Origin of the sequence: Ferrimonas lipolytica, assembly GCF_012295575.1 — a bacterium.
In the GTDB taxonomy this organism is placed as follows: Bacteria; Pseudomonadota; Gammaproteobacteria; order Enterobacterales; family Shewanellaceae; genus Ferrimonas; species Ferrimonas lipolytica.
Window position 1 is genome coordinate 2,336,300 of record NZ_CP051180.1, and the last position, 20,247, is coordinate 2,356,546.

At 38.7% G+C, this 20,247-nt stretch carries 14 protein-coding genes; all 14 read right to left on the reverse strand.

Annotated features, from left to right (window positions below; translation table 11 throughout):
- Positions 1 to 25 precede the first annotated feature (25 nt).
- A complete protein-coding gene (locus HER31_RS10745) occupies positions 26 to 739 on the reverse strand; it encodes a WecB/TagA/CpsF family glycosyltransferase (RefSeq protein WP_168660573.1) in 714 nt (237 codons plus the stop codon).
- On the reverse strand, positions 732 to 1,265 hold the full coding sequence (locus HER31_RS18905; RefSeq protein WP_168660574.1) for an acyltransferase: 534 nt from the start codon (positions 1,263 to 1,265) through the stop codon (positions 732 to 734). Before HER31_RS18905 ends, HER31_RS10745 begins: the two co-directional genes overlap by 8 nt.
- A gap of 15 nt (positions 1,266 to 1,280) precedes the next feature.
- Positions 1,281 to 2,543, reverse strand: coding sequence for a hypothetical protein (locus tag HER31_RS10755; protein WP_168660575.1), 1,263 nt, complete (start codon positions 2,541 to 2,543; stop codon positions 1,281 to 1,283).
- A complete protein-coding gene (locus tag HER31_RS10760; RefSeq protein ID WP_202983550.1) occupies positions 2,536 to 3,543 on the reverse strand; it encodes a hypothetical protein in 1,008 nt (335 codons plus the stop codon). Before HER31_RS10760 ends, HER31_RS10755 begins: the two co-directional genes overlap by 8 nt.
- Positions 3,544 to 3,859: 316 nt before the next feature.
- Positions 3,860 to 4,936, reverse strand: coding sequence for an alanine racemase (alr, locus tag HER31_RS10765; protein WP_168660577.1), 1,077 nt, complete (start codon positions 4,934 to 4,936; stop codon positions 3,860 to 3,862).
- An 18-nt stretch (positions 4,937 to 4,954) separates the two neighbouring features.
- Entirely contained in the window at positions 4,955 to 6,235 is a 1,281-nt protein-coding gene (locus HER31_RS10770; RefSeq protein WP_202983551.1) for an MATE family efflux transporter, read from the reverse strand.
- A gap of 82 nt (positions 6,236 to 6,317) precedes the next feature.
- Positions 6,318 to 7,991, reverse strand: coding sequence for an asparagine synthase-related protein (locus HER31_RS10775; RefSeq protein WP_168660579.1), 1,674 nt, complete (start codon positions 7,989 to 7,991; stop codon positions 6,318 to 6,320).
- Between the two features lie 205 nt (positions 7,992 to 8,196).
- Positions 8,197 to 9,465: a UDP-N-acetyl-D-mannosamine dehydrogenase gene (gene wecC, locus HER31_RS10780; RefSeq protein WP_168660580.1), complete on the reverse strand. Its 1,269-nt coding sequence runs from the start codon at positions 9,463 to 9,465 to the stop codon at positions 8,197 to 8,199.
- Between the two features lie 15 nt (positions 9,466 to 9,480).
- Complete coding sequence (gene wecB, locus HER31_RS10785) at positions 9,481 to 10,605, reverse strand: non-hydrolyzing UDP-N-acetylglucosamine 2-epimerase (protein ID WP_168660581.1); 1,125 nt, start codon at positions 10,603 to 10,605, stop codon at positions 9,481 to 9,483.
- 1,945 nt (positions 10,606 to 12,550) lie between these two features.
- Entirely contained in the window at positions 12,551 to 13,669 is a 1,119-nt protein-coding gene (gene neuC / locus HER31_RS10790; RefSeq protein WP_238786810.1) for a UDP-N-acetylglucosamine 2-epimerase, read from the reverse strand.
- 2 nt (positions 13,670 to 13,671) lie between these two features.
- Positions 13,672 to 14,715 (reverse strand): N-acetylneuraminate synthase family protein, encoded by a 1,044-nt coding sequence (locus HER31_RS10795; protein ID WP_168660582.1) that lies wholly within the window; start codon positions 14,713 to 14,715, stop codon positions 13,672 to 13,674.
- A complete protein-coding gene (locus tag HER31_RS10800) occupies positions 14,712 to 15,401 on the reverse strand; it encodes an acylneuraminate cytidylyltransferase family protein (protein ID WP_202983552.1) in 690 nt (229 codons plus the stop codon). Before HER31_RS10800 ends, HER31_RS10795 begins: the two co-directional genes overlap by 4 nt.
- A gap of 323 nt (positions 15,402 to 15,724) precedes the next feature.
- Positions 15,725 to 16,687 (reverse strand): Wzz/FepE/Etk N-terminal domain-containing protein, encoded by a 963-nt coding sequence (locus HER31_RS10805; RefSeq protein WP_168660584.1) that lies wholly within the window; start codon positions 16,685 to 16,687, stop codon positions 15,725 to 15,727.
- 570 nt (positions 16,688 to 17,257) lie between these two features.
- Positions 17,258 to 19,996 carry an SLBB domain-containing protein gene (locus HER31_RS10810; RefSeq protein WP_168660585.1) on the reverse strand — a complete coding sequence of 913 codons (2,739 nt, stop codon included), beginning with the start codon at positions 19,994 to 19,996 and terminating at the stop codon, positions 17,258 to 17,260.
- Positions 19,997 to 20,247: the final 251 nt, after the last annotated feature.

Here is a 20,247-nt window from a genome sequence, read left to right on the forward strand (position 1 = left end):
AAATGCTAATCATAACATCCTGAAATCAAACCTTATTCATAACAACCAAAAATAAATATTTTACTAGCTTAAACTGCCTCGTAATTCTTGTTGGCTGTGAAACTAAACGGTAAAGCCACTCTAAGTTATACTTCTGCGCCCATTGTGGTGCGCGTTTAACTCGGTCAGTAAACACATCATAAGTGCCCCCTACTCCCATATAGAAAGCGTCAGGGTGAAATTCGCGGCACCGATTAATAAAATTCTCTTGCCGAGGTGAACCTAGTGCAACTGTTACTATTTTCGCCTGACTCCTCTTAACTCTATCGATCAGCTCCGATTCGTTATCAAAATAACCATCACAAGCACCAACAACTTTAACGCCAAACTCATTTTTTAACTTTTCAACAGTTTGCAAGTTTACTTCTGGTTTAGCACCAACAATAAAGACCGGAAGATTGAACGAAGCAGAACCTTTCATGAGCTCCACCCATAAATCACACCCAGGAATCCTAGCGCTAACGCAACCACGCTTCGCCATAACTAAAGAAACACCAGCTCCATCTGGATAGCGAAAACTTGCAGACTCTAGAATGCTTTTTACATCTTCCCTTTCGTAACTTGAAACTATTTTTTCAGCGTTGACAGCAATGGCACAACCACTAACGACATCACCTTCATGTAGAATAGAATCGATAGCATGTCCCATATCATCAAATGCTGAAATTTCTAGCCCGTTAATTATACATTTATTATTCATTCTTATGCTTTTTCTCATTTCTATATTTCAATACTTTAGCAGGCACACCGCCAACAATAGCGTAGCTTGGAACATCTTTTGTCACTAAAGAGCATGCCCCGACAACTGCCCCCCTCCCAATGGTCACTCCATGCCTTATAACTACACTTCGACCAATCCAAACGTCATCTTCAATAATTGGAGTAAGACCAAAAGTATCTTCTTGGTCAACCATCGGAATATCTAGCCTTTCGTAGCTATGCGTACTAGAAAGTATTGCTACGTTGGGTGCAATCATTACATTGTTGCCGATTATGGCACTTTGAATAAAAACATTTTCGTTGATCCGAACATTTTCACCCAACTTAAGCTCAGAAGCATCAGAGATATAAACCTGATTTTCAAACCTGTTTTTGGGGTGCGCACTCATGATTCCAAGCACCCGACTTAAATACCAACAACGAAGTTTACTAAATAAAGGTAGGTATCTCGAATTAGGCAGGTTATACAAAAAAACATAATAAATTGCGAGCTTTAATTTTTTCATATGGAAATTTTAGTATTATATATCCGTAATTTGAGATGCATTAGTAATGAAAATTATATTTTCATCTTCACTACCGGTCTTCATTATGCTGTCCTCAACAACATCAAGCACATAAGTTCGACCTAGAAGCTCAAGAGCCTCAAAATGACAAGAAGAAAATATTGAAAAATGAGCCTTAGATGCGCCAATTAGCGCTAGAGTATCTTGATAGACATCTCGGTCTACAACCTTAAAACTTTCACTTTTTACCAAAGCTGAAATTTGAGTATAGTTTTGATATTCCCTCGGGTGTGGTCGATAAAAAACAGCGTAACCTGGAAACTTTTCTATGAGACCCAAAACAAAATCAGCCACCTCTTCGTAGCAAATACCTTGCCCTGTAAAAATAAAATAGTCTTCATTTCCAGTTAAGTTAAATATCTGCTTCTTTAATATTTCACTCACTTTAGGCAAAGCACCATTAACCTCTAGTGCATCATTGGCTACAAAATTAGCTTGGCACATTTTCTTTTTCCAAAAGCTCGAAGAAAGCCTTAATCGAGTTGGCAACATGCTACTTCGCCACAATTCACTACCACTATAATGGTAAGACGGGTGATAAGGAGCTAATAAGCCATGTTGGTACTCAAGTGTATTAAGACTCAGTTCATTTGCTGCACTAACTATTGCAGGTTTGGTATAAGCAGAGACAACTTCAACATTACTAACCCGCAACCATTTAAGTAATTTTTTATACGCTTTTTTCTTACATTCATAGTCCAGCAAAATCGCAACAACTTCTCGCTTGGTAACACCGTACTCTTGGTTTAGTAATTCAAAAAAACTCCCTGAAATTTCAGGAACTCGAGAGTGCCAACCAAAACGCTCAATCAATATTGCCAATACCTTAATGGTAATATTTTCAAAAACAACCCCACTTTTCAAGCATACAAAAAAACTGACAACTTCAAAATTTGAACAATGATATAATGAAAACGAATTTTTCTGCTTGGTTATTGAAACAAACTCGTCATGAATATTACCATCACTAATTGATATTCTAGAAAAAGCCCCAAAGTAGGCAGTTTTTTTTGTATATACCCTAGCTCTTAATAAGTTTATAAAACTCAGTAACAAAGCGACAAAAAGTGGAATGTACGAATTGGATTTATAACGTTTATCTGTAACTCCTTTAGAATGAAGAACTATCCTAGTCATCTGATTCTTCAGCAGAGGCCAAACCTCAGACTCATTTACTAAGTTATTATCCAAAATGTACTGCTCTATATTTTTATGCATTATTTTGCCTTGGAATAAACATAGAATTATTAGATGTAATTACACCTAGTAGAAAAAAAAGAAGTAACCCTACCATATTCCCCATAATTGGTACCATTGAACCGATCCCAACAAGCATCAAAAATGCATTAATACGGAGCAAACGAACGTGAGCAACTTGCTCAACACAACTATCTTTTTTGGAAAAAAAAGGTTGAAAAATAAAAAGCATAACAAATATAACACCAAGACCATATTCTGCGATCAATGACACAAAAAACAAATCAAAAATAGGACCTTCGATTTGCTCCCCATATCCAGTAATAGCTTTATCTACATTAAAAAAAGCGTAGATGTCAGTATAAAACTTAGACATGACCGTTCCATAAGTTCCAGGACCAGACCCGAATGGGAAATTATATTCAAATATTTCCATAGCATAATAAAAAATTTTATAGCGCACATAATTTTCATTAAAATTAGCTTCTATTGACTCACCGAAGACCAACCATAAACCAGCCAAAATAACTGGTCCAATAATAATTAGGCCAGTAACTCCGAGTAATCTATTTATTCCCTTACCCTTGAAGATAATGGCGACCCAATATGCAATAAAAAGAATCACAAGCTCTTTTCTAGAAAATGTTAGAAACAGCAAGACAAAAGAAAACAATAACAGTGACCAATAAATCCTATAATTAAAGATGAAATATTTTCTCGAACCACTATCATATTTAAAAGACAGAAGTAAAATACTGTATAAGAGAAGAAAACCAGAGTATAAAACTCGAGACCCGAAAAAAGATCCTGGTGTAACACCCATAATACCACGACCATCACTAGATAGTGTGTATAATAAGTTTGGAAATAAGTAATCAAAAAAAACAAATAATGACGATAACAACAAAATTAAAGTAAGTGATTTCGTAAACTTAGCTAGCAATAATACTCTATCCATGTTGAAAGCATAAGCAATCACAAAAAAAACAAACACATACTTTAGAGTAAAAAATGTCTGCAAAATATTTATCCATGGCAACCCACCTCTAATAATCATAAAAATAGAATATAAAAAAAGGATCAACGATAGATAAATGAATTTACGTTTTACTGGTCTAAAAACAATAAATGTAATAAATGTAATTATAAAAAGTAATATATAAACATGTTGAAAGTAAGATAAAAAACCCAGATTTATCAGGTTTTGCCGAGAAATGAAAAATAAAGTTAACGTAAACAACAAAAAATTTAGATAACCTTTAGATGTAAATATCATATCGATACCAAGTATAACCTAAAGACTTATGGAGACAACAAATGTACCAAAGTCAATATTTTTAATTGTTAAAATAGCGGCGATTAACACGCTTAGACACCCCTGTTAGAAGCTCATAAGGAATCACTCCGGCACACCTAGCTATGTGTTCAATAGGTAAAGCTCCTCCCCATAAAACTACTTCGTCTCCCACTTTAACCTCGGAATCGTTACCAATATCGACACAAATCAAATCCATAGAAACTCGCCCAACCAAAGGGTACTCCACACCATGAATAAGTACTGGTGTGCCACTCTTTGCACTTCTTGGATAACCATCAGCATAACCAATCCCAATAACTGCTAGATTTGTATCTTGCTCAGAAATCCAAATCCCATCGTAACCTACAGGCTCATTTTTGCAATGTTGACGTACAGAAATAACATAAGCATTTAATGTTTGGGATGCACGTAAGCCAAAATCATAACCAATTTTATTACTGAACGGAGATACACCATATAATGACAAGCCAATTCGCGCATGGCTTTGCTCTCTAAAGTAACCTTGTAAGAGCCCTGCTGAATTAGTTATTGATGAATTAATATCTATATTTGACACAGCGCATTCAAACTTATCTAGTTGTAAAAGGCTTCGTTCTGAATCACTGTCAGCTGAAGAATAATGACTCAGAACTCCATTGACCTTGATATAAGGCATATCATTTAAAGCACTAAGAGTGCGACTGAGCTCATCTATGTGCAACCCTAATCGGTGCATGCCACTATCGAACTTAACCCAACAATTTAACTCACAACATGCAGGAAGAGCCCTCAAAATATCGAGCTGACTTTCAGTATGGATTACGACTGTGAGCTCATGCTCAAGGGCTTGCATTAGCTCTCTATGCGTATTTATTCCTGAAAAAACCAAAATATCTTTCTTTATTCCCGAAGCCTTTAAAGCAACTCCTTCAGAAAGACGAGCAACAGCAAAAACATTTATAGACTCTAGAGCCTGACATACCTCGAGAGCACCATGTCCATAAGCATCAGCCTTTATTATAGCAATAAGTTCACATTCTCTATTTGTTTTTGAACTCAAAAGCATTGAATTATATTTTATTGATTCTAAGTTAATGGATAAGTAAGGTTCGGACACAGTTGTCTATCTCTTTTGCTAAAATATTTTTATCTGCGTATTTAGAACCACAAAAAAGATTGCAGTTGTACTTGCCACAAAAACAAAGATAAGGCTATCTTTTAAAAGATAGTGGCGCTTCACTCTTCTATTAACCAAAGAATAAAGAATGGATGCAGCAAAAATACAGCTTAGCATTGTTGATAATGCCGCTCCTAAAATACCAAACTTCAATGTTAGAATATAACTTAGCGGGACGTTTAAAATTGTAGCAGATATAAACCCAAACATTTTATATTTTGCTGTCTGCTCTTCTAAAGAAAGTACATTTGTATATAGTATATACAAAGTATTAAAGAGAAAACTTAAACTGAGGACAACAAATACATTGTAGCTAAACTCTATCTTATCACTGTATATATATTTAAAAACGAATGGCAAAATAATAATACAAAATATAAAAAACAAATAACTAACTAGCATTAAGCTCTTAGTTCTATTTTTTATTTTATCTAAAGAAAGATATCCATGCAGTGAGTATAGCTTTAACAAACTAGGCATATATGACTTATTCATGGCTAATATTACAACCTGAATAGCCCCCGCCAATAAAAAAACAGATGTGTAATTAGCTAATTCTTTTAATGGAAGCAGAGATGTAATATATATTTTATCTATCATAGAGTTAATGACAGAGAATATACTTACAGGTAAAATTATTGTAGAGTATTTTATTAGCCTAACATAAGAATCCCTGTTAAATAAAAACACTTCACCAAAGAATCCAACCAACCCAAACACTCTAGAAACAATAATGATAAAAAACGTAAAGTTTAGCAACAATATAGAATTTAAATAAGCATCAGAACTCTCGAATAAGTAGATAGCACCGAGGCCAACAAAAAACTTTACTGCAAAAAATAATATAAACCAACAAAAATATCCAACCTTATCAAAATTAAGGCGATTGGATAATAAATATAAATTCATAAAGTATTCAAAAAATACAATCAAGAGCATTTTTGTCATTTGATACTTTAATGAAACGACACTAAACAATAGGTTGTCATCAATTAGTGACAGCAATATATTAACAAAAGAAAATATAATAAGGCCCGTTGTTGCGACATGCACACTATCGATAAACAACCTTTTCTTATTTAGCCCTAATTCTTGATTATAGAATATAGCATAAGCGGATTCACTTGATAGACTTACCATAGGAACTAATGCAGTGAGCAAAGCTAAAAAAATAGTTAGCTGTGCATACTCTGGAATACTAAGAAAATGAGATGCTGCTGGCATTAATAAAAACTGCATACATTTCACTATAATATCTGCCAAAAGATATATAACAACTGGACTAATTAACAACCCCCTAATTTTATTATAGATCACAACATTACATCTTTAACAAAATGGTTTGCATTTTAAGAATGTTCTGCTGAATTCCAGGGTGAACACGATGTTCTCCATAATCAAAGCTTAAGTCCAGCTTAGTTTGAATGTTTTTAGTGTCGTTATCCAATCGTAATTTCAGTTTTTTAAACTCACTAGAATTAACCCAATTCTCATAATTCATAACGCCATTCCCCCTAATAACAAAATTACCCATCGCGAATATTTTCTTTGAAACATTCGTTATTGGATTAATATTTCCAGACAGGGTAGGCTTGAAGCTTTGGCCTTGAATCGAATTTAACTCAGGTAACCTATTTGCAATAAACTCCTGAAATAACTGCCTATCTAGCAGCTCAGCTTCGTTAAATTGCTGAACTGTATCTAAGAAAAATGGTGTATAAATACTATAAGATTCCTTTTGCCCTAAAAAGCTTTCGAAAGCTCCTTTCGAATTATTTCTCCCGAGACCGAAAATTGCATAGTTCATTAGCTTTTCAGAGTCAGAGATAGTTTCAAACTCAGTATAAAAAGTTTCAATATCAGCGATACATTCATCCAGCTCATCCTTTGTAAAAAAGTCACCAAAACCAGACGCACTTAATTTAGGCATAAAATCCAAAGCTAAACCAGTTAATGAGCTTATTGCTTTCTTTGCTTTAGCTGCTTTTGGCTTTACACCAAGTAGAGATTGATGCAATAACGTATGCTCTATAAGGGGGCTCTGTTTAATTGACTTATAGAGTGGAGATGCACCAATAATAAAACCACTAGCACCAGTGAGTAAAACATTTGATTTTAATTCACTAACATCTACTATCTTAAAAATTTGAGAACAAACTTCAGGAGCAAGTTTTGATTCCATATTTAATTGTGTTTCAAAAGGAATAGAGTTGTAATTTAAGGTTCGTCGCTCTAAACCAAAATGATCTGCAATTTTATTTGCGCTATTGAAATCATTAGATAGAAATAACTTCCTAGGCTTTTCCAAACCAATTGTGAAGCCTTCAATCTGCATTCCATTTTTCTTCGCGTAATATGGAATTATTCGAGAATCAAGGCCACCACTGATACCTACCGCAAAACTAGGCTCTTCCGGATTCAAAGCCCTGATTGCACCAAGCGCATTTGTAAAAGTTTCATCAATCAGATCAAGCTTGTCATCATATGAAAGTTGGTTATTAATGTAACTAAACTGCCAGTACCTTTTTGTTGTTACCGTATCCTTTGTTAAATCTATAGTCAGAATTGTAGCAGCAGGTACTGTCTTTACACCTTTCAGTATAGTCCGGTTATTTAGTCCCGTTGAAAAGACTATTTGTTGCTTAATCCCTGTTATATCAAGGTCATCAATTCCAAGTGATAAAGCATTTTTTATTTCCCAGAAATCATCAGATATCGTTAGTACGCCTTCATTTATATAATGAAATATATTTTTCTTACCTGGTCGATCTGAGACAATTTTTACACTTCTGAACGTCGAATCGAGAACAACAATAGTAAAATCACCAACTAGTTTTTCCAAATAACGATGATTATCGTCTTGTATAGCTTTAATGACTTCAGTTTCGTTTTCTAAGTACAAACTACCGAAAATATGGTAATAAAATACTTCATTCTTGAAGTCTACTTTCTTTGTTAGTCCGTCTTGCGACGTCTTATTTACTCTTATGATCATTTAATTTCTCGATAATCAATCATGTACAATATAACAGTTGATTAAATTAATATTTTTTGGGCAAGAGCCATGCACTTAAGCATGACTCTTATAATATAAAACTCTACAACATTATCGATATTGATAGTTTTCGAAATAGCTATTATTATGGTAGCCAACATTGCCAAAAAAGTTGCAATTTTGTGATAAAAAAGGAAAGTAGTTATTATTTCCAGATCCCTTTAGTATCGATCAAGTAAGGCAAACTTAATGGCTCAACTTCAAATTCTTTATGATCTACTAACATCACATGAATATCGGCTGTAATCCTGGCTATTTCAAACTCCTGAAGTTCAACTTTTTCTAACGAAACTGGTAATTTTTGGATGTTAGGTTCAACAGCTATCACGTTGCCTATATGAAAAGAAGCAATTTCTTTCACAATTTGCATTGCTGGACTTTCACGCAAATCATCGATATTAGGTTTAAAGGCTAAGCCATAACAAGCAATTGTTATATCTTTCGTAGTTTTGTCAGCATTCTCTTGTAAGAAATCTGCAATAGCTATTTTAGTTTTACCTATTACCCAGCTAGGTTTATTGTCATTAACTTTTCGTGCAGTATGAATAATCTGAGCCTCATCTGGCGTTTTTGCAACGATAAACCAAGGGTCAACTGCAATACAATGTCCACCGACACCAGGCCCTGGCTGAAGAATGTCCACACGCGGATGACGATTTGCCAACCCAATCAGTTCCCATACATTAATATCTAATTTATCACAAATAACTGAAAGTTCATTTGCAAATGCAATTTGAACATCACGAGAACTATTTTCTGTAAGTTTCGCCATTTCTGCAGTTCTAGCATTAGTAATAACACATTCACCTTGTACAAAGGTTTGGTATAATTCAACCGAGCGTTGTGAGCATTTAGATGTAAGTCCACCAATAACGCGATCGTTCTCAACCAACTCCCTTACAACATGGCCTGGTAATACTCGTTCAGGGCAATGAGCAATGTTGATATCAGACTCTTCCCCATGGGTTTGAGGAAAAGAAAGATCTTGACGCAGCGCCGCTAGCCATTCAGCCACCTGTTCTGTTGCACCAACAGGTGAGGTCGACTCCAAAATAACCAAATCGCCTCTTTTTAATACTGGAGCAATAGCTCTTGTGGCTGCTTCAATATAAGAAAGATCAGGTGCAGGTATTTCATTATCTTGAATAGGTAAGAATGGCGTCGGTACAGCGATTAAAAAAGCATCCGCAGGTTCAGGATAAGTTGTTGCTTTTAGATATCCTTCAGTAACTGCAGCATGAACGATCATATCTAACTCTGGTTCAACAATATGTATCTTACCCTGATTGATAGTATCAACTGTATGCTGATCTATATCAACACCAATTACATTCTTCTTTCTCGATGCAAACATAGCAGCTGTTGGTAAACCAATGTAACCAAGACCGACTACTGACACAGTTTCAAATGACATGATAAATTCCTAACCTTATTTTGCTAATTCGTCTAAAATTCTCTGGCACGCTTTACCATCGCCGTATGGATTATGAGCAAAGCTCATTTTTTTATACTCCTCTGAACTTTCGAGCAATATAGTCAGGCTTGATGTAATTTTATCTACATCAGTGCCAACCAACTTTACGGTACCTGCTTCTACCGCTTCTGGACGCTCAGTGGTATCGCGCATCACTAATACAGGCTTACCCAAGGAAGGGGCTTCTTCTTGAATACCACCTGAATCAGTTAAAATAATATGTGCTTGTGTCATTAAGTATACAAATGGTAAGTACTGTTGTGGTTCAATTAAATAGACATTATCGACATCAGATAAAACACGGTTAACAGGTTCACGTACATTAGGATTCAAGTGCATTGGGTAAAGGATTTGTACCTCAGGATGTTGTTTAGCTACGGTAGCTAATGCATCACAAATACGCTCAAAACCACCGCCAAAACTTTCTCTTCGATGGCCTGTGACTAAAATCAATTTTTTATTTTCATCTAAAAATGGAAACTGTTCAGAGAGAACTGTATGCAATTCGAGATCTGAGTTAATTTTGTCTTTGATCATTAGCAACGCATCAATAACGGTATTACCTGTCACACAAATGTCATCTGAATTGAAATTTTCATTTAAGATATTTTCTTTAGATGTTTCTGTAGGAGCAAAATGATATTTTGTTAACGTACCAGTCAAACGACGATTAGCTTCTTCTGGCCAAGGAGAGTAAATATTACCTGTTCTTAATCCTGCCTCAACATGCCCAACGTCAATTTTTTCATAGTAAGCAGTAAGACTTGCAGCAAAAGTTGTAGCTGTATCGCCATGAACGAGTACCACATCTGGCTTGAACTCCTGAAGTACAGGTTTAAGTTCAATCAATATACGAGCAGTTATATCATTAAGAGCTTGGCCTTGCTGCATTAAATCAAGGTCGTAATCAGGAGTAATTTTGAAAAGTTCAAGTACTTGATCTAGCATTTCTCTGTGTTGTGCGGTTACACAGCATTTAGATTCGAAACGCTCATCTGATTTCAATGCATGTACTAATGGAGCCATTTTTATGGCTTCCGGTCTTGTACCAAAAACCGTTAAAACTTTTTTTTTCGACATCAATCTAGCCTACTTTTTTACTATGCTTCTTCACCAAGAAGTGAAGCTTTTGACGATTTCAGTATCTATCAAACCTCTAAGATACTTCATTAATTTGGAACTGTGATTTCTCATTAACCAATGAGACAGAAAAGAGTAAAAAGCCTCTCCCGCTGCACGAACTTGCGCTAGATTGCTGGATCTCATTGCTGCCTTATTTTTGCTTGCGTTTCGAGTCTGCTTTGAACGTTTGGCCTGAGTTCAGCAAATTGACTGCTACCTGCAGTATACCTGACATGATTGAGGTGCTTCCCCTCACCGGATCCGATATCGGTGCGAAACGAGACAGCGATGCCGAGTGTTTTATATCACTTCCATCCAAAAGAAGATCCGACAGTTCAATAAAAATAGTGCTGACACAACTAATTAGAATTTATAACCTACCATTGATTTTTCTTTAGTGATAAATGAATAACTTTGCCACACCTTCAAAATCGCAATACAGAAGTATTGCTTAAGTAATTTCTCTAAATTCCCTTGATTACACTTTACTTCCAAAAGGTAGTCTACAGTCATTAGCAACGATGATTTCCGATCTCTTTCGGGCACCCATAACATCAATCATGACCATGCCCCCATTGATTTCCAATAGATTTACAAATCTCCAGAAATTACTTAATTAACTTGGCACTTGAAACTTTTAACCAATTTGGGACAAAATTACTTATTTTAGATGATACACTCGCCATTGATTGCGCCTTTCCATCAACCTGATTAACCTCGTGGTAGGCTCTCATTCACTCAGAGAAAACGAGTTAGAAGTCTTTGCACTGATGTAACGACTTGGGTTGTAGCACCGTGGGCAGGAGTACTGCACGCAAATAATCAGTAGTAATATTTCGCTAAGTAAATGTTAAATCTTCTAAGGTTGTTTAGGGCTCTAAATTACCTAAAGTTGCTCACTCAATGTATTTGCGTTCATCCGCGACTTCTCTATCTAACAACAGGTATGAGATCAAAAGTGGTTCCTCATTGGAATATTTTTCTAAAAATATCATCTAGAAAACTAACGAGAATAGGGTTATTTTTACATTCCCCTAGGCCAGTTACTAAGACAATCATTAAGTTAAAAGGATTCCTCAAGGTGCTAGCTTCTATCACTTATTGATTTAATCGGCGTCGTCATGACCGTTAACGGAATTTTAGGTTTAAAAATTAGCAATCATAGCTTGATTATTTACCGCCTATACCTGATATGGGGAGTCGAAATAAGTTGAAGTTGAAAATTTATTGCTTCCTTTGAAAACAGGCAATTTTGATCAATCATACATTTGCCGATTCACTGCCAAAGGCCTGTTCTCTTAATCACCTCTTTGTGGAAGCGCATACGCAACCATCTAACATGATTTATGGCCTTGACGCTAACACCTCAGCAACTTAATGTTAATGAAAAGCAGGCTGAGCTTAGAACTAATTAGTTATTTGTAGAGTCCCAGTTCGATTCCTGAAAGGAAGCACTAATATTCGGTCGCTATTCCGTTTAGCTTTGCAATTACAATTCAGCGCTTTAACCAATTTCTTTTTGAGTAAACGCCAAAACATCTTGCACCCCATTCTCAATAAAGCTGACCATACTAACTTTGGCAGCATTTATTTCATGGATAACAACACAGTTCGCACAGTACAACTTACGCTAGGTTGACCACTTTTTTTGTGATATTGGAATGCTTTTCACTCGTCTTCACGTTAAACCTAGGTGTGTTTTCCACTAGAGTATAATCCGCTTCAACATTTAATGTTGTGAAAGTATTTGCCATTATACCTATGAATTTAAACTTAAAATTTTGATACCAACTGAATTATCTATTTTGGAGCATATTAGAATTACACTATTGAATTCATGAATTTTGGTCACTCCATAAAAATATTATTATAAATAAGATTAAAGTAATCAGACTAAATAAACCTATCTATCTATAAATATTTTTTGTGTCGGAGTAGTCCAAAATTCACTTGATTTGATGGCATGAGCAAACAACTCCTTACTGTTACCATTTCCAAATTCCCGTACAGGTTCGAAGTTAGAGTTAAAAGCTTTCTCAATTGCTTCAACCACATCTGAGCTTTCATTAGACACATTGATAATTGAGTTTGAACTTGCTCGGTTGTTTTGCCGCGTCCCTATATTCACCGAAGGCAAGCCATAAAAGGGAGCTTCTCGCACACCAGCACTCGAGTTACCTATAATGCATTTGGCATTCTTAAGTAATCTTAAAAAACTTTCAAACCTCAAGCTAGGAAAAACCCTAACATTTGATTTACCTTCCAACCTTAAAAGTCCATCAAGAATAACTTTCGACCCATGATCATTATTTGGATAAACTACGACAAAGTTTCTATCACTTTTCTCGATAGCGCTCATCAAAGCATCAACATGATCAGGTAGTTTTGCTAATTCGGTAGTGACCGGGTGATACATAACTATTCCATAATCATCGAAAGGAATTTGGTAGTAACGTTTTACCTCTTCAATAGTCGGAAGCGTATCGGAATTCATAACATCGAGGTCGGGAGAACCGATGACATGTATAGATTCATTCTTTTCTCCTAACTGGAGCAACCGGCTTCGCGCAGACTGATTACAAACAAAATGCAAATGGGCCATTTTGCTCACTGAATGGCGGATTAGTTCGTCAATTGTCCCCGAGACTTCACCCCCCTCAATGTGTCCAACCAAAATGTTATTGAGGCTGCCAACAATTGCACCAGCCAAAGCCTCCACACGGTCACCATGTACAAGAATTAAATCTGGTTTGAGTTCCTTTACATAGTCACTGAGGCCTGCAATTGTCTTGGCTAAGACAACGTCCATGGAATCTTCGGAATTTTGGTTAATATATTTGTATATAGAACTATATTTACCCCGCTCAACCTCAATTGCTGTCATCCCGTATTTGGAAAGCATGTGCATACCGGTGACAAACAAATGAGCATCCACATTGGTCATTTCGTTGACCATGCTAATAAGACTTTTTAGTTTTCCGTAGTCCGCTCTAGTGCCCGTAATAAAAAGTATCTTTTTCATTATTATTCGACAAATTCTTTCTTTAACTGAACATCAGCAGGAATGGTTTGCTTAGCGATTTTACCTAGTAAAGCCTCATAATCCTCTGCAAGAAAATCGCCTGTGCCAGGTCGTTTCACCCACAGGTTATCGCGTGTTAACTGCTCACCTTCTTTGATTGTAGCGATTGTCACTACACTCGCATAAGCAAAGTCGATTGTGACTTGCTCTTCTTTTGCAGCTTCCTTCTTACCACCACGCATCTGGGCCATGCGTTTTGACTGAGCAATCAGTTCTGCACACTCGCTAGAGTCCATCGAACAAACGATATCGGGGCCTGACCGGTCTTTACTATCGGTAAAGTGTCGTTCAAGCACAGATGCACCAGCAGCAACTGCACCTAAACATGCTAAGTTATCAATGCTGTGGTCTGACAAGCCTACAACTGCATCGGGAAAGGACTCTTGAAGCTGTTCCATTGCACCAATACGAATTAGGTGATCAGGAGTTGGATATAGATTTGTGGTATGCAATAAGCAAAATGATGTCTCGTGTTTACGGAAGATTTTCACCGCCTTCTCAATCGAAGGGATATCATTCATACCAGTGCTTAGAATGACAGGCTTCCCAAAGCTTGCTATCAAATCAAGCAGCGGGTAATTATTACACTCCCCAGAACCAACCTTGTAAGCCGGCACGTTCATACGTTCCAACCGAAGCGCCGCCGCGCGAGAAAATGGCGTACTAATGAATATCGCCCCTTTCGACTCTACGTACTCTTTCAGTTTTGTTTCATCTTCTTCATTTAACGCGCAACGCTCCATGATCTCATAGATGGAAACGTCCGCATTACCTGGTACAACCCTTTTTGCTTCACCACTCATCTCGTCTTCTACGACATGGGTTTGATGTTTAATTACCTCAGCACCACCTTCAATCGCGGCATCTACCATCTCGAATGCGACTTTAAGTGAACCTTCGTGATTAATCCCAATCTCAGCAATAACAAGTGGGTCGTAATCAAGACCAACCTTGCGCCCACAAATTTTAAATACAGGTTTTTTCATATTTTTAATTCCTTGATTTTTTTTTCAACAACCAGCAAATCCGCAAGAGTATCTACATCAGCAGATTCAGATTCTGGCATCACATATGCAAAAGTATTTTTTCTAGGAAAATGATCATTCACCTTAAATTCATCTATATCAAAAACATAGATTGCACCATTAGGCTGATATGCTCGTGGCAAGTCCTGTCTTCGCATATAGGGCGCTTCATTACTGTACAGCCCTTCAATCGAGCCATCAGCATTTTCGATATATGACTTAACTGGAGTATGTAAAGGTTCGAAAACACTTATTACACATTCAGCGTTCTGGCACTCATAAAGGCCAAGAGCTTCACTTAAGTGATTTGCAGTTCTAAGTGGTGAAGTCGGTTGTAGTAAGGCTAACTGCTCGCAGCTAATGCGATGCTCTTCAAGCCAAGAAATTGCATGAGACACTACATCGGTACTGCTAGCAGTATCAGTTGCGAGTGCACTTGGCCGAGGAATAACCTCAGCACCAAACTTTGCGCTAATCGTAGCAATCTCCGCATCTTCTGTTGATACAAACACACGTTCAATTTGTGGACAATCCAATGCTGCTTGGATTGTCCAACCAATGAGCGGCTTTCCTCCTACTGGAAGGACATTTTTTCTTGGCAACCCCTTAGAGCCACCACGAGCGGTGATTAATGCAACAACTTTCATTGACATGAACTACTTGATTTTTAGGGTAAGTATACGATTAACTGCAACATTATTTTTGCAAGCCAACTGCTTAATTAGAATTCTAAAGATGTAAGAACAACAAGTACTTTTGTGCTCAACCGTGACCAACTTACTTTGCAGTTTATTTCTTGTTTGCACGAATTGGTTAGTTAAATATCAGCACCTCCCATTGACAAAAGTGAATGATTTATCGCAACTTCCCACCTTCGACTTTTCGCCCTGCATGAGTCATGCTTTTTCGAGAAATGATTCACTCCATCAAGCTTCGCGCCCAATTAGCGAGATTAAAATACGTTTTAAAATTATTTTTCTTTCCGCATTGCGAATCTAACCACAACTATCATTATCCCTAAGAGCCCACCAAGGAAAGTTGCTAACACACAGATTAACGCTCTCTTAGGATCTGATTTTTCTTCTGGTACAACAGCAGGGTCGATAGTCTTAAATGAAAATTCACTTTCAACCTCAGCTAACATCAGATTCTTAGTTTGCTCTTCAATTAACTGATAAAAAACAGTTTGCATACCAGTTATTGCTGTTTTTTCCAACTGCTGATTTAGGTAATCGATGTTTCGTTGCGTTTCAGTTAGTGACTTATTTTTCATCCATAAATTTAAGTCTGCAACTAACATTGTTGCCCACTGTTGGGCAATCAAAGGAGAAAAGTGGGTTATTTCTAAAGTGACTAAGCCGGTATCTTTCGCTTCGTTTACAGAAAGAATTTCTTCTTTAAAGTGTTTATAGGCTTCCCAATCTGATGGTACTACTGACTTTGGTGCTTTAACTTCTCTAATCCATTGTTGCGCAGAAGCGTCATAAAGCTCAGCATCTAAAATTAGCTCACCTGTTGCTTGGTTCCACTCTTGGCTAGCTATTAACGGTACTAACAATTGGTGCTTGGTTATAAATGCATTAAGAAACTTACGAGACTGCAACGTTGCTAATGCTATCGCCTTACCGTCACCACCACCGCCGCCGATATTGATTCCAGCAAGAGATGCTAAACCACCAAGTTGTCCTGCCATTCCAGCAAGGCCAGATTTTCCATCTTGGCTCGCTGGGGTTAACACAACTTCAGCCTTATAGGTATTCGGCTGCGATAGTGCGAAGGCAACGCCACCGATGGCAAAAACGGTTGTAATTGCGATGATTAACCACTTGCCAGCCCAAATAGCGCCAAACAGCTCACGCAAATCAATTTCATCATCTGCTGGAGCAAATCCAATATTCGAGTTTTGATTTGTTATTTGATTTTGTTGATTCATATTATTGATGATACTCCATACGGTTTATGCTTCCGCTGGTAGATGATTTCTGTAAATTCGGTCGATTTACGGGGCTCGCGTAACGTATTTCGGTCACACGAGTGTGCCCCGACAAGAACAACCGGCCCAGTTAATATGCGGCCATGGTACTTGTGTAGGGATGCATGTGGCCCAAGTTTCGGTCACACTTGTGTGTCCTTGCTTTCGGTCACACAAACTTGCCGTTACTTTCCGGTCACACTTGTGTGCCCCTACTTTAGGTCACACTTGTGTGCCCCTACTTTAGGTCACACTTGTGTGCCCCTACTTTCGGTCACACTTGTATGTCCCTACTTTCGGTCACACTTGTGTGCCCCTACTTTCGGTCACACTTGTGTGCCCCTACTTTCGGTCACACTTGTGTGTCCCTACTTTCGGTCACACTTGTGTGTCCTTGCTTTCGGTCACACTTGTATGCCCCTACTTTCGGTCACACTTGTATGTCCCTACTTTCGGTCACACTTGTGTGCCCCTACGAGAGCGGACAGAACGCAGGTGTGCTGCCCTACGCGGGTAAAAAATGGGTACCCGTTAGATCCCGCCGATTGCAGCAATGGCAATAGCACTATTATAAATAATCTGCGTGATATCACCCCAGTAGGTCATTCCATCTCGATAGTTGGTTTCAAGTGGCATGATTACGGTGTCGCCAGGGCGAAGTTGTTGGGCACTGCTACCAAACCAGAAGTTTTGTTCTGGCAACATTACCGAGCCATCAGCTCTTACTACGTAAACACGGCTATCGTCGGCACGGCGCGTTGCGCCACCAGCAAGCTTCAAATAGCCTTCTAGACTAATGGTCTCATTAAAGCGATGAGAGCTAGGGTGTTGAACCTCACCCATTACCGCTACGGTCTGTTTCTGTGTTGGGATATAAACAACATCGCCATCTTCAGCCATAAGGTTGTGACGAGGGTTATTGTTAACAACCTCTTCAAAGTCGATAACCATACGCCCAGTCGCTTCAACACTTTCTAGTTGGTATAGAACCGTCTCAGTATCTTCTACTGTCGCGAAAGTGCCTTGCTCACTTAGGGTACGGTTAGCCATCTCTTTACGTAAGCTGGTTACCGCGCGCTGAATTTCCAGTTGCTCTTGCGCCCGCACTGATTCGCGGGTAAATACACCACCGTAAGTGTAAGCATATTCGGTGAATCCACCGGCGCGCTTAATTACATCAGCGAGGGTCTCACCTTTTTGAATTGCGTATTTACCTGGGAAGCGAACTTCACCATGCAATTCTACCATCGCCGTTTCTTGCCATGCTGGTGTGGTCAATACGTTTAAGCGGTCGCGGCTTTGCAACAAAATTGCACCGTTATTGGCCAGTTGCTCAGTCAAGTCCACACTAATGTGCTCAACCATCTGAGCTTGGTTTTGGTTGCGAATAGTACGGGTAATTTCAGCATTTTGGCTAAAGGCGCTCTCTTTTAAACCGCCCGCCATGGCGATTAAATCTTTCACCGTGCCGTTTACAACAAGAGGGTAAGCCCCCGGGTGAGCTACCTCACCAGCAACAGAAACCGCTTGTAATTTACTGTTCAAACGAGCTTGGTCATTCAACTTAGCCAACACCGGATAGAGTAATTCTTCACGCTGTAACTGCGGAGAAAGCTCAATCAACTCACGATGCTGAAACAGTTGCAGCAATACCATTGAGCGAAGTTCTGCTTTTTTCTGCGCTTGTTCATCAAGCTCATCTTGGTGACTGACGGCAACACCGGCAATACTTTTACGATTACTCAGCGTTGATTTGTTATCTAACTTATTCAGGCCGGCATCGAGTGCTTCTTCATCAGTTAGCTCGGCGTCCTGAAGTCCCTCTTCTTTAGCAAGTTTATTGGCAAACTCACCCAAGGCGCGACGATCCAGCACTTCATTTCGAAGTGAGAATATAATGAGTTTGTCTGATGGCTGTAAAACAAGATCTTGCTCGCCCTTGGGAGTTCTCAGGGCCAATTCTAAGTCAAAACCAAATACTTCAATGTCACCACGAACGTTGATTTCTCTTACCAATAACGCATAAGACAAATCCGTATTCCAAGTTAAATCCGCTTCCGGTGACGGCAATAGGTTGCTCACCGTCATTCCCGGTTGCCACTGGTAAGAGCCTGGGCGGGTTACAGAACCAACAATGGTGATGGCACCATCAATCTCTTCACTGGTTGACCGTACCGTAAGGTAATCACCATCATTAACATCCATCGCTTTGCCGTTAGCGGAGGTTAGGTCAACGTTTACAATAGAGCGTTGGTGGCGATTATTAAAGCGTTCAACATTAGATGCTGATGGGTATGCTCCAGCCATTAGCCCGCCAGCCATACTGACAATATCTGCCATCGTCTCGTTGCCTGACAATTCATATATCGCCGGACGACGTACTTCACCGTCAACAGATACCGTTGCAGCTACTGGCGGAATAAAAACCACGTCTCCGCTTTGCAAGCGCACATCGCCAGAGGCATCACCGTGCATCAACAGATCATACGCATCAAAGTGACCAACCACTTTACCAGAACGCTTAACTTGAATATTACGCAAAGAGCCAATCTCGCTGAGGCCACCAGCTAACGTGACTGCGTGCGAAACCGTTGATAATGCGCTTAGGGTATATGAGCCAGGCTGAAACGCCTCTCCAGCGATAAACACTCGAATGGAGCGTAGCTCTCCCATAGTTAGGTTGCCATTAACGCCAATCATTTGGGCTTTAATCGTTGCCGCAATAGCCTGTCGCGCGTCAGCAAACGTCATCCCGGCTAAATGAATAGGGCCAAGTTCAGCAATAACTACACTGCCGTTTCTTGCAATGGTGAGCGTTTCATTAGAAACGCTTTTACCAAACAATTGCAGCTGCAGTTGGTCGCCAGGGCCTAGAACATAATCAGACGGAATTGGAATGTCTGTAGCTGGAGCAAAGGTGGTTGGTTGGCCAGCAAATAACTCGTAACCATAAGGTTTTAGTTCTTGTTCATCTTCCGCTTCCAGCTCTTCGCCTTCATCTTCTTGAAAACGCTGATTTGACTGCTCACGCTCATCCATTAGCGGTTGGTCAGAATAGTCGCTTTGCGAGCTGCTGGCGCCACTTGCGCCTGAAAGCATGGCCGGATCTATCCCATACTGTTGTGCTAGTCGTTTTTGCTCAGTAGGTGGTAACTTTTTGAACTGTTCAATCATCTCAGGAGAGATTGACATCGCGTCAACAGATACTGTCATCAGCAACGGCAGAGTAGCGACCATTACGGTCAACCATTTGCGGAGTGTGTGCTTCATTGGTCGTTTAGTCCGGCATTTAAGAAAGATGTTAGTACACACCAACTTATAACCAGTTGATTTAATAAATAATTAATATTTAACCTGGCATATTTTAGACACGCTTTCGCCCTTAGGTTTGGCTCCTAAACAGCACAAAGCATTGTTGGTATGTTAAACGCACAAATGCCAGCGACGATTCCTTTACGGCGCTGGCATTTGTGCTGTTGTAATTTTATTTATACTGAAACAAAGGCTTAGCTGTAACCTCA